The sequence below is a fragment of the Methanosalsum natronophilum genome, from assembly GCF_024808815.1.
In the GTDB taxonomy this organism is placed as follows: domain Archaea; phylum Halobacteriota; class Methanosarcinia; order Methanosarcinales; family Methanosarcinaceae; genus Methanosalsum; species Methanosalsum natronophilum.
Genome location: NZ_JANUCS010000005.1, coordinates 82,797 through 108,291, shown reverse-complemented (window position 1 = coordinate 108,291; position 25,495 = coordinate 82,797). Strand labels below are relative to the sequence as shown.

28 protein-coding genes are annotated in these 25,495 nt (G+C 35.1%); 15 read left to right on the top strand and 13 right to left on the bottom strand.

Translation table 11 applies throughout. The annotated features are described in order from the left end of the window. The first annotated feature begins 201 nt into the window (after positions 1-201). On the top strand, positions 202-1,038 hold the full coding sequence (locus J2T59_RS04375) for a F420-dependent methylenetetrahydromethanopterin dehydrogenase (RefSeq protein ID WP_259134321.1): 837 nt from the start codon (positions 202-204) through the stop codon (positions 1,036-1,038). A 23-nt stretch (positions 1,039-1,061) separates the two neighbouring features. On the opposite strand, the gene J2T59_RS04370 is transcribed toward J2T59_RS04375, so the two are convergent. Beyond that, positions 1,062-1,658 carry a pyruvate kinase alpha/beta domain-containing protein gene (locus J2T59_RS04370; RefSeq protein WP_259134319.1) on the bottom strand — a complete coding sequence of 199 codons (597 nt, stop codon included), beginning with the start codon at positions 1,656-1,658 and terminating at the stop codon, positions 1,062-1,064. Between the two features lie 253 nt (positions 1,659-1,911). Between J2T59_RS04370 and J2T59_RS04365 the strand changes: the two genes are divergently transcribed. Further along, positions 1,912-2,655 (top strand): proteasome assembly chaperone family protein, encoded by a 744-nt coding sequence (locus J2T59_RS04365; RefSeq protein ID WP_259134316.1) that lies wholly within the window; start codon positions 1,912-1,914, stop codon positions 2,653-2,655. Positions 2,656-2,659: 4 nt separating this feature from the next. After that, a complete protein-coding gene (locus tag J2T59_RS04360; protein WP_259134313.1) occupies positions 2,660-3,049 on the top strand; it encodes a DUF473 domain-containing protein in 390 nt (129 codons plus the stop codon). A gap of 23 nt (positions 3,050-3,072) precedes the next feature. Here J2T59_RS04360 and J2T59_RS04355 read toward each other — a convergent pair whose 3' ends face one another. The 4 genes from J2T59_RS04355 to J2T59_RS04340 form a co-directional block, all read right to left on the bottom strand. Then, a complete protein-coding gene (locus J2T59_RS04355) occupies positions 3,073-3,717 on the bottom strand; it encodes a DUF169 domain-containing protein (RefSeq protein WP_259134312.1) in 645 nt (214 codons plus the stop codon). 55 nt (positions 3,718-3,772) lie between these two features. Continuing rightward, the gene (sepS, locus tag J2T59_RS04350; protein WP_259134310.1) at positions 3,773-5,398 is read right to left on the bottom strand and encodes an O-phosphoserine--tRNA ligase; all 1,626 of its coding nucleotides are present in this window, start codon (positions 5,396-5,398) and stop codon (positions 3,773-3,775) included. Further along, a complete protein-coding gene (locus J2T59_RS04345) occupies positions 5,395-6,045 on the bottom strand; it encodes a translin family protein (protein WP_259134308.1) in 651 nt (216 codons plus the stop codon). The genes sepS and J2T59_RS04345 overlap by 4 nt, the downstream gene beginning before the upstream one ends. A gap of 159 nt (positions 6,046-6,204) precedes the next feature. Beyond that, on the bottom strand, positions 6,205-6,477 hold the full coding sequence (locus J2T59_RS04340) for a stationary phase-response protein (RefSeq protein WP_259134306.1): 273 nt from the start codon (positions 6,475-6,477) through the stop codon (positions 6,205-6,207). 126 nt (positions 6,478-6,603) lie between these two features. Here J2T59_RS04340 and J2T59_RS04335 point away from each other — a divergent pair, with 126 nt between their 5' ends. After that, positions 6,604-7,080, top strand: coding sequence for an Sjogren's syndrome/scleroderma autoantigen 1 family protein (locus J2T59_RS04335; RefSeq protein ID WP_259134304.1), 477 nt, complete (start codon positions 6,604-6,606; stop codon positions 7,078-7,080). A 38-nt stretch (positions 7,081-7,118) separates the two neighbouring features. Here the strand turns inward: J2T59_RS04335 and J2T59_RS04330 are convergent, their stop codons facing one another. Together J2T59_RS04330 and glyS are read right to left on the bottom strand one after the other, a co-directional pair. Further along, on the bottom strand, positions 7,119-9,398 hold the full coding sequence (locus J2T59_RS04330; protein ID WP_259134303.1) for a DEAD/DEAH box helicase: 2,280 nt from the start codon (positions 9,396-9,398) through the stop codon (positions 7,119-7,121). Between the two features lie 101 nt (positions 9,399-9,499). Beyond that, entirely contained in the window at positions 9,500-11,257 is a 1,758-nt protein-coding gene (gene glyS / locus J2T59_RS04325; protein ID WP_259134301.1) for a glycine--tRNA ligase, read from the bottom strand. 187 nt (positions 11,258-11,444) lie between these two features. Here glyS and J2T59_RS04320 point away from each other — a divergent pair, with 187 nt between their 5' ends. Continuing rightward, the gene (locus J2T59_RS04320; RefSeq protein WP_259134298.1) at positions 11,445-11,774 is read left to right on the top strand and encodes a hypothetical protein; all 330 of its coding nucleotides are present in this window, start codon (positions 11,445-11,447) and stop codon (positions 11,772-11,774) included. Positions 11,775-11,852: 78 nt separating this feature from the next. Here the strand turns inward: J2T59_RS04320 and J2T59_RS04315 are convergent, their stop codons facing one another. After that, on the bottom strand, positions 11,853-12,644 hold the full coding sequence (locus J2T59_RS04315) for a 2-amino-3,7-dideoxy-D-threo-hept-6-ulosonate synthase (protein WP_259134367.1): 792 nt from the start codon (positions 12,642-12,644) through the stop codon (positions 11,853-11,855). A 119-nt stretch (positions 12,645-12,763) separates the two neighbouring features. On the opposite strand from J2T59_RS04315, the gene J2T59_RS04310 reads away from it, so the two are divergent. Together J2T59_RS04310 and J2T59_RS04305 are read left to right on the top strand one after the other, a co-directional pair. Continuing rightward, a complete protein-coding gene (locus J2T59_RS04310) occupies positions 12,764-13,354 on the top strand; it encodes a YkgJ family cysteine cluster protein (RefSeq protein ID WP_259134295.1) in 591 nt (196 codons plus the stop codon). Positions 13,355-13,537: 183 nt separating this feature from the next. Continuing rightward, entirely contained in the window at positions 13,538-14,971 is a 1,434-nt protein-coding gene (locus J2T59_RS04305) for a ribulose-bisphosphate carboxylase (RefSeq protein ID WP_259134293.1), read from the top strand. Positions 14,972-14,987: 16 nt separating this feature from the next. Here the strand turns inward: J2T59_RS04305 and J2T59_RS04300 are convergent, their stop codons facing one another. Beyond that, complete coding sequence (locus tag J2T59_RS04300; RefSeq protein ID WP_259134292.1) at positions 14,988-16,163, bottom strand: AAA family ATPase; 1,176 nt, start codon at positions 16,161-16,163, stop codon at positions 14,988-14,990. A gap of 109 nt (positions 16,164-16,272) precedes the next feature. On the opposite strand from J2T59_RS04300, the gene J2T59_RS04295 reads away from it, so the two are divergent. From J2T59_RS04295 to J2T59_RS04275, 5 genes are all read left to right on the top strand, one after another. Next, the gene (locus J2T59_RS04295; RefSeq protein ID WP_259134290.1) at positions 16,273-16,899 is read left to right on the top strand and encodes a GNAT family N-acetyltransferase; all 627 of its coding nucleotides are present in this window, start codon (positions 16,273-16,275) and stop codon (positions 16,897-16,899) included. A gap of 108 nt (positions 16,900-17,007) precedes the next feature. Continuing rightward, positions 17,008-17,769, top strand: coding sequence for a ribonuclease H-like domain-containing protein (locus J2T59_RS04290; protein WP_259134287.1), 762 nt, complete (start codon positions 17,008-17,010; stop codon positions 17,767-17,769). Between the two features lie 12 nt (positions 17,770-17,781). Next, positions 17,782-19,593, top strand: coding sequence for an excinuclease ABC subunit UvrC (gene uvrC / locus J2T59_RS04285; RefSeq protein ID WP_259134285.1), 1,812 nt, complete (start codon positions 17,782-17,784; stop codon positions 19,591-19,593). A gap of 114 nt (positions 19,594-19,707) precedes the next feature. Then, positions 19,708-20,448: a glucose-6-phosphate isomerase family protein gene (locus tag J2T59_RS04280; protein WP_310572657.1), complete on the top strand. Its 741-nt coding sequence runs from the start codon at positions 19,708-19,710 to the stop codon at positions 20,446-20,448. 106 nt (positions 20,449-20,554) lie between these two features. Beyond that, complete coding sequence (locus J2T59_RS04275) at positions 20,555-21,316, top strand: DUF128 domain-containing protein (RefSeq protein ID WP_310572656.1); 762 nt, start codon at positions 20,555-20,557, stop codon at positions 21,314-21,316. 76 nt (positions 21,317-21,392) lie between these two features. Here J2T59_RS04275 and recJ read toward each other — a convergent pair whose 3' ends face one another. Beyond that, positions 21,393-22,760, bottom strand: a complete 1,368-nt coding sequence (gene recJ, locus J2T59_RS04270) for a RecJ family nuclease (RefSeq protein ID WP_259134361.1) — start codon at positions 22,758-22,760, stop codon at positions 21,393-21,395. Positions 22,761-22,812: 52 nt separating this feature from the next. Next, a complete protein-coding gene (locus J2T59_RS04265; RefSeq protein WP_259134281.1) occupies positions 22,813-23,313 on the bottom strand; it encodes a hypothetical protein in 501 nt (166 codons plus the stop codon). Positions 23,314-23,477: 164 nt separating this feature from the next. On the opposite strand from J2T59_RS04265, the gene J2T59_RS04260 reads away from it, so the two are divergent. Both J2T59_RS04260 and J2T59_RS04255 read left to right on the top strand, forming a co-directional pair. Then, positions 23,478-23,660: a hypothetical protein gene (locus J2T59_RS04260; RefSeq protein WP_259134278.1), complete on the top strand. Its 183-nt coding sequence runs from the start codon at positions 23,478-23,480 to the stop codon at positions 23,658-23,660. Positions 23,661-23,672: 12 nt separating this feature from the next. Then, positions 23,673-23,933 (top strand): YjbQ family protein, encoded by a 261-nt coding sequence (locus J2T59_RS04255; RefSeq protein ID WP_259134275.1) that lies wholly within the window; start codon positions 23,673-23,675, stop codon positions 23,931-23,933. On the opposite strand, the gene J2T59_RS04250 is transcribed toward J2T59_RS04255, so the two are convergent. Next, positions 23,864-24,766: an RNA-guided endonuclease InsQ/TnpB family protein gene (locus J2T59_RS04250; protein WP_259134273.1), complete on the bottom strand. Its 903-nt coding sequence runs from the start codon at positions 24,764-24,766 to the stop codon at positions 23,864-23,866. The two genes, J2T59_RS04255 and J2T59_RS04250, sit on opposite strands and share 70 nt — an antisense overlap. Further along, positions 24,744-25,013, bottom strand: a complete 270-nt coding sequence (locus J2T59_RS04245; protein WP_259134271.1) for a helix-turn-helix domain-containing protein — start codon at positions 25,011-25,013, stop codon at positions 24,744-24,746. The genes J2T59_RS04250 and J2T59_RS04245 overlap by 23 nt, the downstream gene beginning before the upstream one ends. A gap of 53 nt (positions 25,014-25,066) precedes the next feature. Between J2T59_RS04245 and tnpA the strand changes: the two genes are divergently transcribed. Further along, positions 25,067-25,483 carry an IS200/IS605 family transposase gene (tnpA, locus tag J2T59_RS04240; protein ID WP_259134269.1) on the top strand — a complete coding sequence of 139 codons (417 nt, stop codon included), beginning with the start codon at positions 25,067-25,069 and terminating at the stop codon, positions 25,481-25,483. Positions 25,484-25,495 lie beyond the last annotated feature (12 nt).

Genomic DNA, 25,495 nt, shown 5'->3' with positions numbered 1-25,495 from the left:
ATTAACAATGACTTATATTAGCACGTTTAAGTTTTTCAAATAATGTCTCCAAGAGTTACTAAATTGTGATATATTTTGCAGTTATATATTTTTTACGTCTGAAGTATGTGTGTTTTGGTATGTAAAATCAAAGTCAGCTTGATAAGCAACATTTCCAAAAAGCATATATGTGAATCAGATAATTGGGTTATGTGATTAATTATGGCAAAAATTGGATTTATCAAATTAGGTAACTTGGGTATCAGTCAAGTTATTGAATTAGTACAGGACGAAATTGCAGCAAGAGAAAATATAAGTATACGTGTCTTTGGAACTGGACCGAAAATGGGTAAAGACGAAGCTGGCGATACTTCACAGTTCAAAGACATGGAGTGGGATGCAGATTTCTATGTGTTAATCAGTCCAAATGCTAGTGCACCTGGACCAACGGCTGCAAGAGAAATTTGGAAAGATGTACCCTGCATTGTTATATCAGACGGTCCAACCAAAAAGGAAGATAGACAAGCTTTAGAAGATGCTGGCTTTGGCTACATTATACTAAAAGTAGATCCTTTAATAGGTGCTAAGACCGAGTTCCTTGACTCTTCAGAGATGGCATCATTTAACGCTGATGTGATGAAAGTACTTTCTACATGTGGTGTTGTTAGGTTGATACAAGAGGAACTTGATAATGTTGCGGAACAAGTAGATAGCGGAAAATCTGGCTCAGAACTGGAACTTCCACATATTCTAGGAAAACCTGAAGTTTGTGTTGAAAGAGCAGAATTCACGAACCCTTATGCAAAAGCAAAAGCTCTAGCATCCCTGTTCATGGCAGAAAAAGTGGCTCAAATAAACTTCCCTGCTTGCTTTATGATGAAAGAAATTGAACAAGTTGCATTAACTACTGCAACAGGTCACGAAATGATACGTGCAGCTGCAGATCTTGCAATTGAAGCAAGGGAGATAGAGAAAGCAAGCGATAGTGTAATAAGAACACCTCACTCTAAGAAAGGAAAAGTCTTATCAAAAACCAAACTCTATGAAAAACCACAGTAAGTGCTAATATAAGCACTTACAATTTACTCTTTTTCTCTTGGCATTGCAATAATTTCTCTAACCTGATTCTTAAAAAAGTCTTTTCCATGGGCCGGTCTCATGACTACAGATACATCTGCCCCTGTTCTTGTTCCACCAATTGATATAATTTCAAGATTTTCGGAGACTGGAATATGGCCAGAGTCAGCTGCCATTACAGCAATCTCAACCGCTACCTTGAATCCTTTTCCAAATATTGTTCGCAAAGTATCTGATATAACATCAATTCTGCTAGAACCACCTACTTTATTTGAGATTGCCCTCTCGATACCTGAGAACATATGCGACTGGGTAGTTACAACTACACCCATACTCTCAAGTTGTTTCATATTACTGTCATCCATTTCCCACTTACCTTCTTCACGAAGTCCGTACTGATGGCTTACAGCAATGATTTTTAAATTAGGCAACAACCCTTTTTCTTCAGCCATTTTTGCTAACTTTAATGCGGTTTTACCAGTAGTACTGGCCACCAAAATATACTTGGTTCCAAGTTCTTCTGCTCTATCTAATGAAGCTTTAATGACATCTTCAGTGTTGCTTTCTCCTACTTGTTCAAAATATATGGTTTCTTTTTTCATAATTCACACTCCATGAAGATTCCTTATAATAAAAGTTAATAGTCAATCTATACAGTTTATAGCTTTAAAGGTTTATTACTATGAGCTTAAATGAACTGATATTATTTTATCAGGAAACTTTAAATAAATCACAAACAAATATAAATTCAATAGCAATGGATGCACGTATGGGTACTTAAGAACAAACAATGAAATAGATTGGTATTTGTATGTTCAACTAAAAAAATCTGGCTATTAATGAAAGGGTGGTTATTTGTCTCAAGAAACTAATTTTACAAATGATGTTAATATAATTACTGAAGATATACGGTCAAAAGAACCTATATTAATAGAAGGTTTTCCAGGAATTGGACTTGTTGGTAATATTGCAAGTCAACACATGATCGACTCTCTTGAAATGGATTACATTGGCTCAATTGATTCAAGGTTATTTCCACCACTTGCGGTATTATATGAAGGACGCATAAACTTGCCCGTAAGGATATATGAGAGTGTGGAAAACAATATAGTTTTAGTAGTATCTGATATACCAATAAATCCTACAGTATCTTATGATGTAGGTAAAAAACTGATCGATTGGGCAGTATCTATCAATGTAAGCCAAATTATATCTATTGCTGGAATCGCTACAATGGAAGAAAATACCAAGGTTTTTGGTGCAGCAACCAATGAAGATATGTTGTCTAAACTAAAAGATAAGGTCGAGATATTTCAAATGGGTACTATTTCGGGAATATCCGGTAGTGTTATGACCGAATGCATGCTCAGAAAAATACCTGCTATGAGTTTGTTGGGTGGAACTCAGACACAAAACCCGGATCCAAGGGCGGCAGCAGCCGTGATAGAGGTTCTTAACAAACTATATGATCTATCTATTAATACAGATAGTTTGTTTGAACAAGCAGAAAGAATAGAACTTGAGATGCAACGACTCGCAGAAGAAGTAAGCTCAAGTGAAAATCAAAAACCAAGAAAAGAGTTCCCTATGTATGGGTGATACAATGAAGTATGTTGCACTTACGGGAATATCGGAAAACGTAATAAAAGAGTTGCGTAACAATGTTCTACTTAGTATTGAGATACGTAACCCCAAGAATTTCTTCTCTGCTTTAAAGCTAAACCCTGGAGAAAGTGTTTTTCTGACATCCACTAGCTCAGAGGATGTTAGGAAAGGTACCTTAGGGGTGATCAGTAAAGTTCTAAAGCACCAAGTTTCAACTCATAGATTGGTTCAGAGCAATGATATGTATTATGAGGAGAGAGAAACAACACTTATAAGATTGCAGTTACAACCTAATTGTTTGGGTAGAGTGAATAAACCTTATGATAATAGTATAGAACAACCCACTTACGTCGAAGCAGAGATACTGACATGTTATGATGCACGCTAAACGTAAATGGCTGGCTTCCAGCCTTAATCGTGAGTATCTGGTATTTTAGCCAATCCAGACTCCACGATGTTAGCGACATCTAGAGACATACCTACAGGAAGTTCGTGCTCATCATATTTTGTGTGTTTTCTTGAGCCTTTACATCCCATTGAAATAGCCAGACCACTTATGAGTGGAATAATGGTGCAATCAGAGCATATTGAGCCTGCACCAATCGTGTCTATTTTACTTCTTTGACCAGTATGGTATGCATAGGCCTGTACAACTTTCATTGCTTTTTCTGGTGTTAAGTAGAGTATCATTACATCAAAATCCAAACCATCAGCGAACATGGAAATAGGTGCTATAAGTATAGAACTGAAATGCCTTTCTAATCTTGGAAGTGAAGATGCAGCGCTTAGAGCAAAGTCTTTATTCTTATATCTCCCAGACTTCAAATAATAATCATAAGGTACATCTACATCTTTTCCTAAAATATATTCTCCAACATAACATCTTTGACTTTTAATATTGACACTTTCACCATACCTTGCATTAATGATATGTTCACAAAATAGCTTATCAGAATCAATAATGTCAGATTCATCTTGATCGTCGAAGAACTTGATACCTACTGGCTCGCCTTTATTGATAAGTTCTTTAATTTTGGTGAATGTATTTCTGGTCAAACAAAAAGTCTCCGTCCTTATTGTTGTACATCAAATTATAACATATATAGTAAGATTAGGATTCAATCACAGCTCTTACTGTAGTGAAAACCGGACCCCTAAGATCAATTTTCTTTTTATGGCTTGTTATGTATTTATTGATTAAAGGATCAAGGACAATATTTATCTCAGAAGGTACTTTTACTATACGTACTCTGGACTCAACATCTTGGACTCCTGCTACAACTGCTTGCTCTATATCCCAAGCACATCTAGCAGCGAAGGAATCAATAAATCGTATACCAGTGCATGCGGAATCATTATCAAAAGCTTTCCTCCATTTCTTATTACGAGGAAGTCCAAGTATATCATTATTGTATACGACTACTTCATTAAATACAGCTGGCCCACATAGTTTGGTATTTTCTTCAGGTTCGATCACCCAAACACTCACGTGCTTATCATCAATGGTTCCTTCCCATGCAAGAAACTCACATGGACTCTCAGTATTACTTTTCTCTTCACACGTCTCAATAATTGAATCCATTATCTCAAAGCCGGAAGATGTGTTTGGAATTTTATCAACAGATACTAATTTAGCGATTTCATTATCTTTCATGACCCAGTCAGAATACTTTGGTACCTGTGGGTATGATAATGCTCGTACATCCTTTGAGTCATGCAATATCATAGCAAGACGCTCTACTCCAAGCCCCAAGTTCATGACCGGGTAGGGTATGTCATACATAGATAGGGCAGTAGGCGAATATATGCCAAAAGTAGCTATTTCAATCCATCCATCGTTATATTTACTATCACCTTTTTCTAATATTGGATGGTATGCAAAAACTTCTATCTGTGTATCAGGAATGTAGTACTTACTTCTTTTCTCATCGAGTTTGAATTTGAACTTTTCAAATCCGAATTGAGAAAGAAGGCCTTCAGCAACAGCTTTACCTATATCTAAATTTAAGTTTTCATCCATGATTATACAAGATGCAGAATGATAGGTTATGAGCCGGGAAGGGTCTTCTTGCTGTTCTCTTCTGAAACATCTGTCAATTGAAAAAAGCTGTAATGGTGGTTTAACTCTAGATATCATTTCTCCAAGTGAGATAAACCATCCGGATGTCATATGACTTCGAAGTGTTTTTGTGGAAGGTTCAGGTTTAAGTTCCTTGAATTCAGGAAATACTCCATCTATCATTTCAACGACTTTAGAGTCAGATATATCAAGTCGACTTGATATTTCATATATTAAGTCATCACCTTCAATATCACCTTTCTTATAGCTATGAAGCACATTCCTTATCGAATCGATATCATTTTCATCAATTTCACCTATGATTGTTCTGATAGACTCAATCTTAGAATCGGAGATCCCCACATTAGGACGAGGTAATCCTGAAAGGTAGAAACATCTGTCCAACACAGCCAGTGCCTCATGACTGAACTGTTTCTGAACATCCTTTTCATCAACTATTAAAGGGTTCATCATCTCATCAAAACCCATCCTCATATAAGCTTCTCTTAGCTTTGAGATAGTATCATATATTGGATGAGGTTTACCGAATTTCACTTGTTTCATTCGAGGATACTGGTTGTTGATACTAGGCTTTTCAATAAGCTTTTTTCCTTCCATCCATGTTGAATCGAAATCTTCAAATGTTTTTTTTCTGATATCACTTGGGTCAAACTTCATGTTATCTTCTTCTCTGTTAATGTGGAATCAAATCTTTTCATTGAATTTTCAAGTTGTTGTTGCATCATAGCATTAGTAAGATCTCCTTCTGTACGCTCTATTAAAGAATGAATCCTGTCAGTTTTATGACGAAGTCCTTTTAAAAGAACGTCAGGATAATCGAAGATGATGAGGATAGAATAGATATCTTCCATTAGTTTGAGGTAATGTTCGCCTTCGTTTGCATTATTATCTCGAATTACTGAGAGTATATGTCTCCTAAGTTCCCCTGGTACGTCTGCTAAACCATTAAGATAAGCTACATAACTCACGTTGATGCATTCTGGTGTAGGTATCTTTTTTAGGTCAGAACCGTTAAAGATCAGTTCGTAAAGTATTATAGTTTCCACGAGTTCTTGTTGAGAATGTTCTACAAAACCTCCATAATACACATCAGGAAATTCCTCAAGCTCACTATCGATAGTAGAAAGTAGTTCCTTTCCTTCATTTATCATTGACATGGCTAACTTAGGCTCACCTCGATGAATTGCGTAAACTGCCTTTCTACACTTCTGAACAATCTCACGAGATAAAGATATGGCATTGTTACGTACAGTTTCTTTCAAGTCAAAAACTGATTGAAACTTGGCTAAACTTTCTTCATTCATATATATCGACCAGTACGATAGATTAGGTATACTAGTTTATAAAGTAAGTCAAAAAAAATGAAATTTAAAACTAACTTACCAGAAAATCAACTTGAAGTTATAATTAGAAATTTTTAAATTTGGAGCTGATAATTAGGATTAGCTCCAAATAATATCACCTTAATCTTCATCTACAGGTATAGTCTCTAGTTGGCTAGCTACGTTCCAAATTAGAGTTCTTGTGTGTAACGGGATATTAGGGTCATTACTGAGATCTTCAAGAATAGATATACTGGTAGCTGCTCTCATGAAAAGTGGTTCATTTTCATTGTTTAGTATATTTAAAACATCTGTTGCCGAGCGTCTAATGTTGCGCGGAACTGAATTATCGTTTGCTATGCTCTCAAGTACCTGTGTAGATTGATTTATAACTCCTTCAATATCATCTGCCATGCAAATCACCTCAAAATAATTATGATTAAAAAATAAGATTACTCAAAACATGTTTAAATAAGTATATGATATAAAAAGACTTTTGTTTAAACTTTTCAATTTACTTGATCTTAGGAGGAACAAACAGTGTCAATAAATAATGAAGATGAAAAAGTAAAGAAAATATCCAGATTATTAGAATTAGGTGCAACTATGCTTGCACAACATTGTGAAGATTGCGGCGCACCCCATTTTAGATATAGTGGACAGATCATATGCCCAGTGTGCGATGTTGAAATGAAACAAGATACATCTACACCAGAACAACCGGCTCCGAGTCAAAGCCTTTCATCCGCACAATCAGGATTTAATGAGAGTGAACAAGATATAGAAAGTATACCCCCAAAGAATCACAGCCCAGATAGTTCTGCGTATGAACATGTAACCAGAACACAAGTTGAACTAACAGAAGAGATGGAACAATCTATGAACCTTATTATAGCAAAGATTCTAGATCTTAGCCACTCAATTCAAAAAGAAAACGATATAAGAAGAATTAGAGAAACTTTTGAGGTAATCAATGAAGGAATCGATCTTGTGGAAAGGATCAAGAAACAGGTCTGATAAATATTAAAATGAATTCCGGAAATATCAGTATTATATTATGCTTTATACTGGCTTTCAAATAGTTCCCGGATTCGTTGAGCGGTTTTTGGCCCTATCAAACTCACATCCATAAGTTCTTTTTTTGTTGCATTGACTATGCCCTCAATACTGCCAAAATGTAATAAGAGGTTCCTAGCGGCTTTAGGGCCAATTTCGGGAATTGATGAAACTATGTATTCTTGTTGTTGTGTAAGTGTACGGAATGACTTTTTCCCATGCATTGACACATTTTTTCTATTTGAAGAGACTTGTTCTCTTCTTGCAAGAGTGTGGAGTAAAGTTGCAGTATCTTCTGCATCTCGAGTTGAGAAAACAGATACATTAAAATCGAATGAAATTGAAGCTAATGATCCGTGGATTGCACTAGGATGTATTTTTCGGGCTGTAAATAGGTCATTCCCCTCAATTATCAAGATAGGCTTCTCGTAAGCCCGGGATAAGTTTGATATCTGTTCAAATAGAGTTTTGTTGAGCAGTGAATTTACAAAATCAGTAGTATCTTTTCTTTCAACTCCACATCTGTCACTTATTATATAATCTCCAATTTCAAGTGTTTTGACTTCAAGTTCGATATTCATCATGTCAAGTGAACGCAGTACCGTACTTCTTCCTTCCCTTTGATCGGCTATAATACGTACGACATCATTTTCATTATTGAATTCATCAAGTTCGCATTGTGAGTCACTGAGATGTTCCTTATTCGGATCAGGACTAAGGTTTAAAGCATGCTCATTGTTCCCTTTTTTTAAGTCATGTGTCAAGGTTTTCATGTTAGATTGCATTCGAAGTTCTTTATTTTTACTACTCCAATAATATCCTTCATCTCTGGTACCCTTTGTCACCAATACTACAACTCTACCTTCATGTTTTCTACCAGTTCTTCCTTTTCTCTGAATACTACGGATCTCCGAAGGTACAGGTTCGTAGAAGAGAACAAGGTCAGTAGCTGGTATGTCCAATCCTTCTTCTGCAACGGAAGTGGCCACAAGTACATTGAATGAACCATCTCTGAACTTCTTAATAATATCAACCTGTTGTTTTTGGCTTAAACCTTTATCCTTGTATTTTGATCCCTGACCAACAAATCGTATTGGTAAAATATTGTCTACCTCTTCAAGGGCACAAGTGACCATTTCTGCAGTGTCACGATAATTTGTGAAAACAATCACTCTAGATTCCGGTTTTTTGGAAAGTTGGTCACTCACGATATTTTTAACTATTTCTATTTTTGGATGTTCTTGATCGAATTCTTTTAGCCTGTGAGATACCTGCCTCATGTACAGGTCATCACATAACCTTTTAGAGGCTTTACTACCGCTCTTAGAACCAGCCTCATTTTCCAACCTTTCAATGTACTTTTTTAGTGAATCTATTCCTTGTGTTTCAGCCACTTCGATTGCGTGGTTCACTTTCATTATTTCAGCTAGGAGTGAAAGACCTGTATATATTTGGGGATTAGGATATCCTCGAAGTTGTGATTGAAGTTTTTTTTGTAGATTAAGTAACTCGGTTTTTGAGATCCTTTTTGGATTAGAAATGTTAAAACCCGCACTTTTTAGTCGGTTGACCCTATCATTTAAGATTCGTTCTAACTGATCTTTTATTCTTTTTAAATCGGCGGGTAAGTCTACATTGATCCATTCTATGTTCTTTTTATGAATGTAAGGTACCACGTCAGGGTCAATTTCTGTTTTAACTATAACTGACTCTATTCTCAGTGACTCGCATACCTGAGATACTTTTTCGTTTGAACTCCCAGGACTTGCAGTAATTGCAAGAATATGCGGGCTCTTTGCAGTATCAAAATATTTTTCTGCAATATAGGTATAAGCATAATTTCCAACTGCACGGTGTGCTTCATCAAAGGTTATATGACTAAAATCAGTTAGATCTACTCTTCGTGCAATTAAATCGTTTTCTATAACTTGTGGCGTGGATACAATTACAGTACCAGTATCCCACAACTTAACTCTATTCTCCGGGGAAAGATTTCCTGTAAATGTCAATATTTCGTTTTCATCCATTTCAAGAACTTTCTTTAAAAACAAAGCGTGCTGTTCAACAAGTGGTTTTGTTGGCGATAGCAACAAAACTCTTCCCCCATATTTACTTAATCTGGTTATCATCACTAGAAGTGCTATGATTGTTTTCCCCAAACCTGTGGGTAGCACTACAAGACTAGATTTTTCCAAGGCTTCGCCAGCTATATTCAATTGATATAGCCGCTTTTCAACAGTATCCTTTTTTATTAATGGATGTTCAATATAATCTATCATATAGATACACTTTGTATATTAGGCAGTTAACAAAGTAACTGTATTTAAGGGAATAGTGTGTGGAGTGAAAGTAAAAAATCTCGACTCCAATAAGAACCATTTCATGTTACAAGCTCACCTGCTTCACTAAAAATAATATCTCCCTTTATGAGCTTGTACAAAGTTTCTGATAGATCAACGATATCAACTCGTATTTGATCCATACTATCTCGATCACGCACTGTTACAGTATTATCTTCAAGTGTTTGATAATCAATGGTAACAGAATAAGGAGTCCCGATCTCATCGTTTCTTCTATACCTACGACCAATTGTACCTGAAACATCATAGTCTACCATCAACCCTCTTCTTCTAAGAAGGCCGATTATTTCTCTTGCAGGTTGAATCAATTCATTTCTTGTCAATAATGGTAGCACTGCAACTTGTAATGGTGCAACCTCTGGCTTAAACTTCAAAACATTTCTCCTATCGCCCTCAAGACTATCATTATCAGTACTATCCTCTAATAATTCTGATTCAAATGCATGTTCCATTGTACAATATAATATTCTATCAATACCAAAAGAAGGCTCAATTACATGAGGAATTATATTTTCTCCACTTACTTTAACGGTTTGTTCAGAATAAGTGAACAAGTCAGAAGAAACTACAACAACTTCACCATCGACTTCTAATCTAATCTCGTTTTTATCAAGTTCTTTTGGTGATAGGCCCTTGATTGCTTCAGCAACCTTTTTGGCTTTTCCTTTGAATATAGGGCCGAGTTTACCCATATTTGGTTTTATTACCATCTCTTTTGTAGTTATAGGTTCATCATATTCTACATATATGGAAAGTTCTTGGTTACTCACATTAGAATGTGCTTTTAGGTCATAATCCGTCCTATCAGCAATACCTACGGTCTCAATCCATCCGAAACGGTCAGTCTTGATTTCAGCGTCCCAACAGTCGATCGCATAATGTGCCATTTCATCTTTTTTATGTTGCCTAAACCTCAGGTATTCTGGTTTTATTCCAAGACGTAACAGGAAAGACTGAGTTAAAGCTAATTGATACCCTAGAAACTCATGTGCAATAGTACCGTTACTGACTGCATCTTTTATTGTTGTATTCTCAATTGTCCCTGATTCTTGTGCTTCACAAGAAAATAAGCTAATACTTGTGGCTTCAACTTCCTTGAAATAAGGGTGACTTTTATCTTTTGGATCAATAAATATCTCAGCTTCTGCTTGCGTGAATTCACGAAGTCTTATAACTCCTTGCCGAGGTGAAATCTCGTTTCTGAAAGATTTTCCTATTTGTGTGGCACCAAAAGGCAATTTTTCTCGGTAATAACGTGCCAATCTCTGGAAATCAATGAAGATTCCTTGCGCAGTTTCTGGTCTCATGTAACCTTTTCTACCTTCCCCCGGACCGATACTTGTTTTGAACATAAGGTTAAACTCATAGGTACATCCAAACTTCCCACCACATTCAGGACAAACAATATCATGTTGTTCTATAAGACCATCTAATTCTTTGTTCTTAAGCCCGTCAGCAAATTCAACATGACCTTCAACAAGATGATCTGCACGATATGCTTCACCACACTCTTTACATTCACATAAAGGATCTGAGAATCCACCAAGATGGCCTGAAGCCAAAAAAACCTCTTCTATCCCTATTGTAGGACATTCAATTTCAAAGAATCCTTCATTGATAACATAAATATCGCGCCAAATATCCTCAATACGACGTTTCAAGGTAGATCCTAAAGGTCCATAATCGTAAAAACCTGCAACTCCTCCATAAAGTTCAAAGGAGTTCCATAAAAAACCTCTTCTTTTAGCTAGCTCAATTACCTGTTCATAGCGGTCCATTTAAAAATCCTCTCAATAAATATAAATCAATAACTTCAGTTGAATAACGTAATTTGTGACAAACTTATTATAATGTTTTATAATTCGATATTTTCATTCCATTTAATATTATCGTGACAGAAAATAACTTTAAACTAATATCAATAGAATTAATATATATTATTGCCAATGTAAGATGAGGTAAATTATGGCAAGAGAACTATCTGATAAAGATATGAATATATTGTATGCACTTGCACCAGAAATCAAAGAGAAGAAAAGTATTCCTTATCGCTCAATATTACCACCAATATCTAAATTTTATTCACAGTCTCCACAAGAATTTAAAAAAAGAGTGGAAACTCTTCACATTGAAGATCTGGAGTACCTGATAGAACTAATATTTGAAGGTAAAGAATGTCTAAGATGCCTTGAACTTAATTATGTTAATATGTTAATCGAAGTAGTAGATGAAAAAATTTCAGATACACGTGCTAGTGACCTGAAAGAACTTTACAACATGTTAAACGAAGAGTAACCAATTCATTTTTTGATGTTGCTTGTAACAATTTATGTACAATATATCTTCAATTTAAATTTTCAAATATTAATCAGCTTATTTGTCCATAATTTCTTCTACACTATATCCTTCATGAACTATTTTTGCAATATTTGACATTAATTTAGTAGGATTATCTGACTGGAATACATTTCTGCCAATTGCTACACCTCGGCCACCGGCTTCCAATGAATCCTGAACCATCTCCATTAATTGGTATTCAGTTTCCATTTGTGGTCCACCTGCAACAACCACTGGTACGGGACATCCACTAACTACTTCCTTGAAAGAATCAATATCTCCAGTATAGTTGGTTTTAATGATATCTGCACCCAATTCAGCACCTACTCTTGCAGCATGTTTAACATAATCAACATCATGCTCAGCTATGATTTTAGGGCCACGAGGATACATCATTGCAAGTAAAGGCATTCCCCATTCATCACATTTCTGAGCTACATGCCCCAGGTCATGTAACATCTTAGCTTCATCGTCTGCACCAATATTTATATGGACTGATACTGCATCAGCACCGATTTTGATAGCCTCTTCTACGGTTGTTACTAGAACTTTGTGATTAGGATCAGGGCCCAGAGATGTAGAACCCGATAAATGAATTATAAGCCCGATATCTCTTCCGTATCCACGGTGACCATGTTTAGGGAGACCCATGTGACCAAGGACAGCGTTTGCACCTCCCTCAGCAACCTTGTTAACGGTTTCAGGTAGGTTTATTAACCCTTTAATTGGACCCGCGCCTACTCCATGATCCATTGGAATGACTATAGTGTTACCAGTATTTCTATTGAAAATTCGTTCCATCCTTACAGATTTACCAATAGTGCTCATGGATGTCATTTATAGCTTGATGCTACATATTCTTTACGACACTGTCTATATAATCCAAGGCACTTAGGATAAGTTTATAATGTATTGATAGTTTTTACTTTTTAAAAGTGGTAGTTTTTATGTCTCAAACATCATTTATTAGGAAAATAGTTCATTATGATATAATCCAAAGGATTTTAAAACAATATCAATGTCCAGCTAGTTGTAATTCACACTGTTGTAAGAACGGTAAGGTACACTTATTTGAAGAAGAAAAAGAATCACTTTTAAGACTTAGACCAGATAAAAAGAGACATATAGCTATAGAAAAAGATGTTTCTTATCTGTACACGATAGATTTTCCCTGTGTATTTCTTGACGATTCACATCGTTGTGAGGTATATGTTGAGAGGCCGCTAGTCTGTGGTCTGTATCCATTTAAAGTATCTGAGTCGAGAAATGATATTGGATTACAGCCGTGTCCCATAGGTTACAGTATAATTAAAGATTTCAGTAAATGGGTAGTTGGAAGTTTGGCTAAAATGGATGATGTACCGCTAGATAAAAAGAGACAAATTAAAGAGAGCTGGGAATTAAAACTGGACCTTTATTCAAATGAACTAACCAATTTTTTCACGAATAGTTCTATAAGTGAGATTAGTATTCCGTTAAATGATCTGGAACTTTTTTCGATATACCTGGATGAGAAGTTGGGATGTAGTTCTACTTAAATATTAATTTTTGTTAAAAATCGGTTTTAGTCTATACTGGTATAAAATGAACTACTTTACGCATAAACACGGACAATTTAACAATAAAAGTTGAATAAGCATGCGAGTCCTGATTATTCTGGCATAATCTCTGGAATACAGATGTCCAAAATGCTAAAATAGATTGCAGTCCATAGATTAAGCATGGTTCAAATAAATGATTTAATTAACTCACTGAATTCAAAACAACAAGCTTATGTTAATTTAGAATTACCCAATCCACATAATGGTGAATATCTGTTATGTGTTTTCCATCTGGTATCAGGAGATAAGCTCAATATTCTACAAGCTGCTTCTGAAGTTGCTGCCGAATCATCTACTGGAACTAATTTCAAGGTTAATACAGAAACGCCATTTTCTCAGACAATGAATGCATTGGTGTATAAAATTGATCTTGATCAAAATCTTGTCTGGATCGCATATCCTTGGAGGTTATTTGATAGAGGTGGGAATATTCAGAATATCCTAACATATATTGTTGGGAATATTTTGGGTATGAAAGAAGTATCAGCATTAAAATTACTTGATGTATGGTTCCCGCCCTCAATGCTTGAACAATATGATGGACCAAGCTATACATTGGACCATATGAGAGAATATCTTGATGTATATGACCGTCCAATACTGGGAACTATAGTGAAACCTAAGATGGGCCTAACTTCTGCAGAATATGCAGAGGTATGCTATGACTTTTGGGTTGGTGGTGGAGACTTTGTAAAAAATGATGAACCACAAGCAAACCAAGACTTTTGTCCATATGAAAAAATGGTCGAACATGTTAAAGAAGCAATGGATAAAGCAGTAAGTGTTACTGGCAAGAAAAAGGTACACTCATTTAATGTTTCAGCTGCCGACTTTGATACAATGGTATATCGCTGTGAACTTATCAGGAATGCCGGGTTTGAACCTGGCAGTTATGCATTTCTTATAGATGGAATTACTGCGGGTTGGATGGCTGTACAAACCCTTAGAAGAAAATATCCTGACGTGTTCATACATTTCCATCGAGCTGGACACGGTAGTTTCACAAGACCAGAAAATCCTATAGGCTTTTCAGTATTGGTTTTATCCAAGTTTGCTAGGCTTGCAGGGGTTTCCGGTATTCATACAGGGACTGCAGGAGTAGGTAAAATGAAAGGAACGCCAGAAGACGATATAGTAGCAGCACATGGTATTCTTTACTTTAAGTCAGAAGGCCATTTCTTTGAACAAACATGGACTAAAATAATGGGATTTGATAAAGATACAGAGGACTTGATTACCGAAGATAGATCACATCACAGGATACTGGTTGATGATAGCTGGCGTGGTATTAAGAAATGCTGTCCTATAGTTTCAGGAGGTCTGAATCCTGTAAGACTGAAATCTTTTATTGATGTAATGGGAAATGTTGATTTTATCACTACAATGGGATCAGGAGTACATTCACACCCCGATGGGACTCAAGCCGGTGCTAAAGCCCTGGTTCAAGCATGCGATGCTTATCTTCAGAACATTGATATTGAAGAATATGCAAAAGACCATCCTGAATTGAGTAAGTCAATAGAATATTTCTCAAAAGCAAAAGAAGGAATTTGAGTTTTAAATTAATGCATCAATTGAACTCTAACTTGAACATTTTCTCGATTGGCTCAAGTTTTTCATCGGAGAAAATAGAGTTCAATACATCATCACTATTTCTTATCAAAAAGACATCATAGGGAATGTTCTGATTCCTACAAGTGCCAATTTTTTTTAATTCGATAAATTCTAGGTTAGCTAATTCTAAGAGCGCTTCACTAACATATCTTAACGATTTACATGTCTCATTGGTCTGTAGACACATTCTGTAATAGATATTATTGAGTTCATTAACCCTTATTTCATCATAGAGTCTTTGACAATATAATAATGACATCAGGACTAACTTACTGTGCATAGATAAAGCAGTAAGCTTGAGTGAAAGAAGCCTAGCTTCAATTAATCTTTCCGCTGTTACAATCGAGTCAAGATCAATCTGATGTTTATTCATACTCTCTGCAACCCTGGCTGCATTTAGAAGAAGTTCTATATTTTTACCTAAATCATCGTACTTGAGAATTTCCATCAGTTCCCTTTCAGTATAGGAACCAGGATAAAACAATTCAGTAGCGGCTCTAAAAATTATATTATACATTTGATCTTGATCATAAGGTAAGAATGGAATAACAGTTGTATTTGGGCTTTCATTGAGGTAGATATCATTTAATATACCAACAACATTCACGTTACTGTTGTCCTTGAATATCTCAATAAGACTAGATATCATATATTGATTTTTTATATCATCGAAAACTAAAATATAAGTTTGTTCGCAACATTCTAATTTCTGGTTAAGGAAAGATGCAAGGTCATCAATCCTATCACATTCTAACTTGCTCTCAGAAAAAATTATGTGTACCAATTCTTGTAAAATGGGAACAATATCCTCAAATGAACTACAGTTCAAGTAATAGTAGTTGAAATCATTATTTTGAACACGCTCGTCTTGTAATAACTGTTCAATTATCAAGTTAACTACAGTTGTTTTTCCAGTGCCAGCTGGACCAAATACTATAGTACCACTATTCTTATTTCCACTGATATTATTTTCAAGTGCATCTTTAACTTGATTTATTTGATCTTCTCTATACAATATACTGTCTATCTCCATTGTATACCATTCATCTGTATTGGCATACTTTGGTTTGAAGATATTTGTGTTTTTCATACTTGAAATACCTGACAACAATCTCAACTCATAAGTTTTCATATTATAAGCAATAAGAAAATGATTGATTTACTTACTAATAAAATTATCTTTATTCGCAAAACTATTTTTTACATATGAATAAATATTATAATAGCATATAATGTAATCCATGGCATCACATATTTCAATAGTACCTTTAAAAAAAGAACATGTTGCTGCATGTGCAGATACGTTCATAAAATGCTTTGAACAAGAAGCTTTTTTTAAAAATGCATTTGATCTCAGGTCAACTAATGCTAAAGAAAGAATGAAAAAATCTATTTATTCCAGATTGATTATGTATTTAGCTCTAAAACAACCTATTTTTGTAGCATTAGACCAAAATAATGTTGTTGGGTTTTCCATGTCCAGTGTAAACCCTGCTCCTTTAAACATCAGAGTTGCGCCTTTAGAATCATTTAAAATGGTGTACAATTTTTTATTTGTGCTAAGATACGTACATTTCAAAAAAGTATATCCACTCTTAAAACTTGGTAAAAAATCAAAACACATCCATGAACCGTATCTTTTTCTGGAGGCAATCGGTGTTATACCTGAGTATAGGGGTAAAGGAATTGCTAAATCTCTAATAAATGAAACCATTTCTTATTGCAGCTCTAAAACCGAATGTAAAGGGACTTATCTATTCACCGGAGATTATTTAAATAGAAATATATATTCAAAATATGGATTTGAGGTTGTCGAAGAAAGAGAAAATAGCATTTTCAAGGCATTTCATATGTTCAACAAAGTTTAATTTGAATTAATTGCTGATCTACTATTGAACTAGTTCACTGAGGTAAACTAAATTAAACTAACAATTTAACTAATAAATAATAAAAAAAAATTACTATCCAGGCTTATCATGCCCCAAAACATTCTTCAAAGTACTTATGTTCATATTCCCTCTATTGGAAAGACAGTTGAGAAGAAAATATGGTCAACTGGGATTTTCACATGGAATGAGTTTATTAACCAATATGATGATGTACCACTTTCTTTGAACAAGAAAAAGACAATACTTAATGGAATTGAAAGATCCATGGATTGTCTAGATTGTGGGGATCACCGTTTCTTTTCAACTAATTTACCTCGCTCTGAGCACTGGCGAGCATTCTATGACTTCTCAGATTCTGTAGCTTATGTTGATATCGAAACTACAGGTCTATCTCCGAATCGCAACCATATTACTGTGATTGGAGTGTATAATGGGAAGGATACAAAATTCTTTATAAAAGATGATAACCTGGAAGAAATTGTAACTGAACTTAACAAATACAAATATCTAGTAACTTTCAATGGTTCAAGGTTTGATCTACCTTTCATAAAATCCGAATTTCCTGAACTCGAATTTGACCAGCTGCACTTAGATTTGCTTTATCCTCTACGTCGTCTCGGCTTAAAAGGTGGACTGAAAAAAATTGAACAAGAGCTTGGTATTTCTAGGGAAGCTGATACCGTAGGCATTGATGGATTCGATGCTGTAAGGCTTTGGTATGAGCACAAAAGTGGAAACGAAGATGCACTTGATTTATTGATTAAGTATAACCGAGAAGATATCATTAACCTCGAATCTATAGTAAATTTGACATATCCTGACCTTGCTACTAACCTCCTAAATAAATAATTCGTGATTTGTTTGTCTCAAGAAATAACAGAAATCCTTAAAGGAATACCCGATGAGACTGGCGTATACTTGATGAAGGACAAGGAAGATGTTGTGATTTATGTTGGTAAGGCATTGTCTCTTAAGAAAAGGGTAAAACAATATTTTCAGTCAAAACACATCTATTCACCCAAAACTCAGGTGCTTGTAAAGAACATTGCAGATATTGAATATATTGTTACGTCTTCTGAAGTTGAAGCTCTTATCCTTGAAGCTAATTTGATCAAAAAGCATCGTCCAAAATATAATGTGCGGTTAAAGGATGATAAGAGGTACCCTTTTGTAAAGATAACAACAAATACACAGTACCCCCGTATTTATTTGACACGTCGTAAGTTTAATGATGGGTCTTTGTACTTTGGACCCTATACCAATGTATTTCCTATCAGGAAAACACTAGATATTCTATCTAGAACCTTTGGAATAAGGCGTTGTAAAAAGAAAGTAACTAGTTTTGGATGGAATGCGCGTCCTTGCTTGAATTATCATATTGAACGCTGTTTAGGGCCATGTACTGGAAATATCGATCCTATAAAGTACAATGAGATGGTCTCAGAAGTTATAAACTTGTTTAAAGGTGATGCTAGTGGACTAGTGTCACGTCTTAAAGAAAAAATGAATTTATATGCTTCTGAACTGAACTATGAAGCTGCTGCTTCAATTAGGGACGATATAAGGACAATTGAAGAGATATCCCATCAGCATGTGAGCACAAGTGGGTGGGATGATAGAGATGTTATTGCCGGTGTTGCAGAATCAGAGAATATTTACATCCAATTATTTTATGTACGTGATGGAATCATTGCAGGTAAAGCAGATTTTGGCCTTACATCTTCAGGAAATAATGAGTTTGATGGAGAAACTTTAGCCGAGTTCATAAAACAATATTACCAGGATTCTCCTGTACCTAACGAGATTTTGGTCTCACATGAAATCCCTGACAATGAATTGATACAAAAATGGTTATCTCAAAAATCACGAAAAGATGTGAAAATAAATGTACCTGTTAAAGGAGAGAAAAAGAAACTAGTTGAACTAGCTGAGAAGAATGCTAAGATGTATGTGAACCATGAAAAGATAAGTAGGGCAACACCTGATAAACGTGTCAATGAAGCTATTGACGATCTTGCTCAAAAACTCCAACTTCCTAAAAAACCGTTTTACATAGAAGGGATTGATATATCTAATATATCGGGTACTGACCCCGTAGGATCAGTAGTAGTCTTTCAGGGTGGATTACCAGTAAATCAGGAATATCGTCAATATAACATAAAAAAAGTTAAAGGACCAAACGACATTGCAATGATTGGGGAAGTTGTACATAGAAGATATTCAAAACTCATGCATGAAAACAAAGTATTACCAGACCTTGTTCTAATTGACGGGGGTGAAGGACAAGTCAATAGCGCAGAAAAAGAAATGGAAGATATTGGTTTAGACATTCCAATCATTGGTCTTGCTAAAAAATTTGAAACTATAGTGTTCCCTGGTGATATACCGCCACTCATTCTTGATAAGACTTCTCCATCATTAAATCTACTTATGAGAATACGAGATGAAGCACACAGGTTCGCAGTCTCATCTCATCGAAGAAAGAGGGCAGCTAAACTGACAAATTCCAGACTTGATAGCATTCCAGGTATTGGGAAATCAAGAAAAAAAGCACTTTTAGAGCATTTCAAATCAGTTGAAATGATTGAAAAATCCTCAGCTGATGAAATAAGTCAAATCAATGGTATAAGTAAGAACCTTGCACAGAAAATAATTGAGCAGTTAAAAGAATGAACTCATTTGCTGCCAACTATCAAGCACTCCTATCAGTAAAACTTAATAAGGAAAATAACAATCTCTTATATTAAGATTTTCTAAAAGTGGGCAACAAAGAGTGGAAATATGGGAATGAGTATAAAATTTGATTTAATAGGTGATAACGAACCTGATATCAGAATGTTATATGACATTAAAGATGTAGTTCACGATTTGGAATGGTTGAAATCAACTCCAGATAAAGAATTATATTATATGTATCGTGACCTCTATCATAATGAAGAAGAACATCTCATCATTCAAAATAATCAATTGAGGTATGATATAACAGTAATACCTCCATATATTATGGGGAATGAATATGTGAAGACTGCAGGACATTATCATCCTTCTGTTCCGGACACTAAAATAACTTATCCTGAAGTATATCAAGTACTTGAAGGTAAAGCAACTTATATTTTACAAAAAAGAGTTGATGACTATTTCGATAAGGTCATAGAAGATAATATTCAGATAAATGCTCATCAGGGAGATGTGGTAATTGTTCCACCTGGATATGGGCATGTCACTTTGAACAGGTCAACTACAACATTAAGGATGGCAAATTGGGTTTGTTCTCAATTTTCGTCTATATATGAACCATATCGAAGATGTAGAGGTGCAACGTATTATTTTTTAGTTGATGGAATTGTAAAGAATAATGAATATGAACAAATACCTGAACTAAGAACAGAAAAACCAGGTAAGTTAAGAGAGTTTGGACTAATTCCTGGTAAAGACATGTATGAGCTAGTATATGATATTGATAAGCTGGAATTCCTAACAAAACCCCAAAATCATACAGAACTATTTTCTTCTTTGTATAAGCAATGAAGCTAACTCATCGTTATAGATTTGTTATTGTTATCTTGAGTCTATATATGTTAATTTCAAATGAACAACTATTATTATCGGGAGAATGTATATTTCATGAGGTACGATGATGCAATCTCAAGGTTATAGACTCCAATTTACTTCAGCTAAGATCGAAGATTTGATGTACAGGACTACATTCGATCCGAAAAAAGAGGAAGGCGATCTTGTAGTAAATATTTCAGTATTTAAAGAAGAAGATGCTGAAGCAATTCTGAACATTTTTAATAAAACAATGTCTAGCGGTCTCACAGTTAGTTCATATGTAAAACTCCTTGAAAGTGGCGACACTATATCTGGGTATACGATAGAAGAAAACATGATAGGTATTGCTACTGTTTGCAGTATAACAGTTGATGGGATCCTACTCAAGTCGGGTATATTGGTAAAACCACAATTTGGTGGACTTGTACAGATAAAAGATGGAGTTCCTACAAGGTTTACTGATGTATTAAGGTATGAAAGTACTACTATCGACCCTCTTGAAGTTCTGATGTCACAAGAAGTAACATCAGTCTCCAGAATGCTTCGAACGGGTTCTGGGAAAATATTGGCCAGTTTACGTGGGGCTCCCATGATTGCAAAAGATGATATTGAGAGTACTCTAGCTGATATGATTGATGTTGGTATAAGTGGTATTTTAGAGGTAGGTGAACCCAACTCACGAGTTCTTGATGTTAATGTTCAACGTGATCATTTTGGGATAGCTGTAATCGGTGGTACTAATCCAATGGCAGTAGTTCAAGAAAATGGATATTTTATCAGTATTAATGCAATGTCTACCCTTTTGGATATTGATGAAATGCAATTAATAGATGATATTATTTAACCTGTAATTCATCCACCGTTTAAAAACGGTGGTCTTCTTACTTCAGCGTGATAAACCGTTTTCACCCTTATTTTGATTATTTCTGATTCATTTGATGTCCTATTACTTGATCTAATTTTGTTATAAATTCGTGTCTTAATTCCGATGGAATAGTAGCTCCAGCAGCAATATCGTGTCCACCACCACTACCACCTATTTCATTACATGTATCAGAAATTGCTTTTGAGAGATTCACACCTTTACGTAAAAGGTCTTGAGTTGCCCGAGCAGAGACCTTGACTCCATTATCAGTATCAGCAAAAGCTATTATTGGTAAATCTCTGTTCTCTACTATTGTAGTACTCATACCGGCTATTATTCCGACTATGGTTTCCCTAATATTTTTTCCAGCATCGAAATATTGTAAATTGTCAAGTATTGTAACACCATTTTCCTTAACGAACTGAAGTCCATTAACAAGATTTTGACGATGCTCGTTCAATAACCTTCGTGCAGCTTCATATGCCTCACCTCGGTCACCCATACAAACAGCCAATCCAATATCTGCATGGTCATAACGTGCAGTTGCATTTAGAAGTGTAGAGTATTCTGAAGCATCCCTCATCTCTGTACCTTCAGTCTCATTCATTAAATTATAAACTTCCCCAACAATACGGTTTAATTTATAGCTGCTGATTCCATTATTTAAAGAATATTGGAACAAAGAAGATACAATTGTTTGTTTTTCATCTTGTGTAAGATCAATCCACCTTCTCCACCTTTCATCTCCACTAAATCTTAAGTTCATTGAAGCTAAAAACTCTATACATGCATCTTCATTACCAGTTAATCCTGGGAGGTATGGATCACTTGCAAATTGGAGTAATTTAAACACTGGCCTTGTTTGTTTCCCAAAAAAAGTTATGTCTTTGTAACAATCTAACACATGATGATCCATACCTTCATCTAATATTTTCCGGTTAAGTCCTATAAGTTTCCCGTGTTTTGAATGCTGTAAATCTCCAACTGCACCTACAATAGCTAAATCTGCAAGGTCGGTGTTGTTGCCTAGTTGTGTTGCAAGGATGTAGGTAGTTCCAGACCCACTCAATTCACTTGATCCATTTGCACCAAACAAATGTGGATTTAAATGTAAATCAATATCACCACGTGGTACGTGGTGGTCAGATACAATAGCGTTTATGTTATGCTCTTGAATACTGCTTAACATACCACTACCTAGATCCGTGAAAATCACTAAATTATAATCTTTATTGCCAATTTCTTTGATGATGGTCTCATCTAATTGTTTTATGAACTGTATTGAATAATCAATGTTAGATCTCCCAAGCGCCTTACAGATAATACCTGCAGACGTTAGACCATCAGCATCGATATGTGATACGACATGAACATGATCATGTTTTTTAATCTCATCTGCACAATATTTAGCTCGTATTTTCATCTTTTCGTAGACTGAAGACAAGTTATTACCCCTAAACTATGAATCGATTCATTCATTCAAGTATCCTTTTACTCTCTCTCCACCCAACAGGATCGATGATATAGTTTCCTTCACATCTTTTGATTACAGGAAACTCTTCAATCTCAGGAACGGAGAGTTTAATGACATCATCTGAATTAAACTTTTCAGCAAGAATGTTCCATGGAATTGCATATGCCTTTCTGCTCTTTCCAGCTCCTAACCTAAGTTCAATTGCAAGAAAACCCATTCTTCCCGACATTTTCAAGAACTTGGAAATTCTTTCGATTTGGTGAACACCATTTTTATCTTTAGTGAAGTGTTGAGTGAAATAAAGTGCATTAGCACCCTTTTGAACTGAAATACTTTTACATTCTATTCCTATATAGTAATCAGGATTCAAGGAATCAACAAGTATATCCAGGTATTGATGAGTGAACCTATGCTGTTTCATTCTATAAGCAATTCCTTTAATACTGCTTTTCTCAAAAAAATGATTAAAAGATTGTACAAGATCTCGTTCAAATGTTGTCATACTGAGTTCCATTATACGTTTTTTTTGATTGAGATTAGATTATCATTATTATTTTGCCTAAAAATGTTCACAGTTTTATTTATAGATTCCCAAACGTTTATTGAATTAAATAGATACCAAACTTGCGTTAAATTGATGTACTAAATCAACTATTCTATAGTACGATGAAGAAACAACATGTTGAAATACTGTCATCTATAAGTATGGTTTTAGTTTTCAGTCTCCTTTTAGTTATGGTGAACTTGATAAGCTCACCACAAGAAAGTATAGGCCATGTTCTATCATTGCTTGTATTTGTTATTCTGGCGACAGTTGTTGGAATAAAACTGGCAGAAATGCCGCAGTGAGGCTATTGTTCAATGTCAGTATTTGATAAAACACTTACATATAAGACTCAGGGTAATACTGATATTATTGATATTACTCCTGATGTGATTCAAATAGTAGAAGAAGCTGGAATACAAGATGGGATCTTATTAGTGTATTCTCCTAGATCTACCGTATCAATCACAACAATTGAATATGAACCTGGACTAATAGAAGATGTGAACTACCACCCTATGAATAGGGTGGCTTCCTGCTTCATCATCGAATCCAACGACTCAATTCCACAGGCTTGAACTGTAGTTCCTACAGCACGATTGAGAATATTGATAGCGCCATTATGGTCACGGTCAAGAACTAATCCACAGTATGGACAATTATGTACCCTTACTGCAAGTGTTTTCTCGACTTTCTGACCACATTTGCTACAAAGTTGTGATGTATTATATGGCTTGACTAATTCTACAAACTTACCAGCTTCTCCCGCTTTGTATTTTGTAATCTGAATTAGATTACTCCATGATGCATCATGTATTGATTTTGAAAGTCTTGAATTTTTAACCATATTCTTTACATTCAGGTCTTCAAAAGCTATGAAATCATAGGTATTGATGAGTTCCCTGCTTAGTTTATGGTTAAAATCATGTTTCTGATTTCGAATTTTCCGATGCGATCTGTTTACCTTGTCACATTGTTTCTTCCAATTATTAGAAAACTTCCTTTTTTTGCTAAGATTACGTTGTTGTTTCTTTAATTCAGCCTCTGTATTGCGATAATATTTTGGAGAATCTATCTGAGTACCATCACTCAATGTTACCAGAGAATTGAGTCCAACGTCAATACCTACAAAGGTAACAGGTTCAACAGGTTCAACATTATTCTCAATGACTACAGAGAATATGACATACCATTGTTTCCCATCTTTGCGGATAGTACAATTTTTGATTTTACCTTCAATTTCCCGATGCTGAACTATCCTTATTTTTCCAATCTTTGATAGCTTCAACTTCTTTCCATAAATACTAAAACCAGATTGGGGATAGGTAAAACTGTTATATCTTTTCTTCCCTTTGAAACGAGGATAACCTACTTTCGCTTCTCCGTTCTTACATCGTCTGAAAAAAAGCATCAAAGGATTTCCCTACTCTTCTAATTACATCCTGCTTTACCTGAGAATGTACTTCTGTATCAAATTCAAGATACTGAACCTGATACAACTGTTCCATAGTAGACAATCCTTGATTACACTGTTCGTATGCTTTTCTACGGTCTGCAAGAAATTCGTTATAGATATGTCTACACACATCAAGTGTCTTATTCAAAGTCACTTCCTGTTTTTTTGTAGGATACAATCTGAACTTATAAGATTTTTGCATTAGATATCTATAGGTCAAAAACATTTAAATATCTTTTGTACCTATATGAGGATATGTCTTATTCAAGCTCTGCTGTATATGAAATCAATTATCACATCGTATGGTGTACTAAATATCGAAAAGAAGTTATGAATGATGAATTAAAACAATTTCTCGATGACCAGATAAGAACTATTGCCGATTCTAAGGAATGGGAAATACTTGAACTTGAAGTCATGCCCGCACATATACATCTCTTCATATCTGCACCACCGTTCATAGCACCTACTGATATCGTTAAGATAATGAAAGGTGTCACTGCAAAGAGAACATTCCAGAAATTCCCTGAACTACGAAAAAAAGAATTTTTGGGTAATCATCTTTGGTCACCAAGTTATTATATTGGTTCACATGGTCAAGTATCTGCTGAAACAATTAAGAAATACATTGAAGGAAGTTCAAATAGGGGACGTAATTCATCCACCGTTTAAAAACGGTGGTCT

Bases quoted from the DNA above. Each gene is read 5' to 3' on its own strand.
- J2T59_RS04375 (WP_259134321.1), top strand. From the start codon at position 202: ATGGCAAAAATTGGATTTATCAAATTAGGTAACTTGGGTATCAGTCAA.
- J2T59_RS04370 (WP_259134319.1), bottom strand. From the start codon at position 1,658: ATGAAAAAAGAAACCATATATTTTGAACAAGTAGGAGAAAGCAACACT.
- J2T59_RS04360 (WP_259134313.1), top strand. From the start codon at position 2,660: ATGAAGTATGTTGCACTTACGGGAATATCGGAAAACGTAATAAAAGAG.
- sepS (WP_259134310.1), bottom strand. From the start codon at position 5,398: ATGAAGTTTGACCCAAGTGATATCAGAAAAAAAACATTTGAAGATTTC.
- J2T59_RS04345 (WP_259134308.1), bottom strand. From the start codon at position 6,045: ATGAATGAAGAAAGTTTAGCCAAGTTTCAATCAGTTTTTGACTTGAAA.
- J2T59_RS04340 (WP_259134306.1), bottom strand. From the start codon at position 6,477: ATGGCAGATGATATTGAAGGAGTTATAAATCAATCTACACAGGTACTT.
- J2T59_RS04330 (WP_259134303.1), bottom strand. From the start codon at position 9,398: ATGATAGATTATATTGAACATCCATTAATAAAAAAGGATACTGTTGAA.
- glyS (WP_259134301.1), bottom strand. From the start codon at position 11,257: ATGGACCGCTATGAACAGGTAATTGAGCTAGCTAAAAGAAGAGGTTTT.
- J2T59_RS04320 (WP_259134298.1), top strand. From the start codon at position 11,445: ATGGCAAGAGAACTATCTGATAAAGATATGAATATATTGTATGCACTT.
- J2T59_RS04315 (WP_259134367.1), bottom strand. From the start codon at position 12,644: ATGAGCACTATTGGTAAATCTGTAAGGATGGAACGAATTTTCAATAGA.
- J2T59_RS04310 (WP_259134295.1), top strand. From the start codon at position 12,764: ATGTCTCAAACATCATTTATTAGGAAAATAGTTCATTATGATATAATC.
- J2T59_RS04305 (WP_259134293.1), top strand. From the start codon at position 13,538: ATGGTTCAAATAAATGATTTAATTAACTCACTGAATTCAAAACAACAA.
- J2T59_RS04300 (WP_259134292.1), bottom strand. From the start codon at position 16,163: ATGAAAACTTATGAGTTGAGATTGTTGTCAGGTATTTCAAGTATGAAA.
- J2T59_RS04295 (WP_259134290.1), top strand. From the start codon at position 16,273: ATGGCATCACATATTTCAATAGTACCTTTAAAAAAAGAACATGTTGCT.
- J2T59_RS04290 (WP_259134287.1), top strand. From the start codon at position 17,008: ATGCCCCAAAACATTCTTCAAAGTACTTATGTTCATATTCCCTCTATT.
- J2T59_RS04280 (WP_310572657.1), top strand. From the start codon at position 19,708: ATGAGTATAAAATTTGATTTAATAGGTGATAACGAACCTGATATCAGA.
- J2T59_RS04275 (WP_310572656.1), top strand. From the start codon at position 20,555: ATGATGCAATCTCAAGGTTATAGACTCCAATTTACTTCAGCTAAGATC.
- recJ (WP_259134361.1), bottom strand. From the start codon at position 22,760: ATGAAAATACGAGCTAAATATTGTGCAGATGAGATTAAAAAACATGAT.
- J2T59_RS04265 (WP_259134281.1), bottom strand. From the start codon at position 23,313: ATGACAACATTTGAACGAGATCTTGTACAATCTTTTAATCATTTTTTT.
- J2T59_RS04260 (WP_259134278.1), top strand. From the start codon at position 23,478: ATGAAGAAACAACATGTTGAAATACTGTCATCTATAAGTATGGTTTTA.
- J2T59_RS04255 (WP_259134275.1), top strand. From the start codon at position 23,673: ATGTCAGTATTTGATAAAACACTTACATATAAGACTCAGGGTAATACT.
- J2T59_RS04250 (WP_259134273.1), bottom strand. From the start codon at position 24,766: ATGCTTTTTTTCAGACGATGTAAGAACGGAGAAGCGAAAGTAGGTTAT.
- J2T59_RS04245 (WP_259134271.1), bottom strand. From the start codon at position 25,013: ATGCAAAAATCTTATAAGTTCAGATTGTATCCTACAAAAAAACAGGAA.
- tnpA (WP_259134269.1), top strand. From the start codon at position 25,067: ATGTCTTATTCAAGCTCTGCTGTATATGAAATCAATTATCACATCGTA.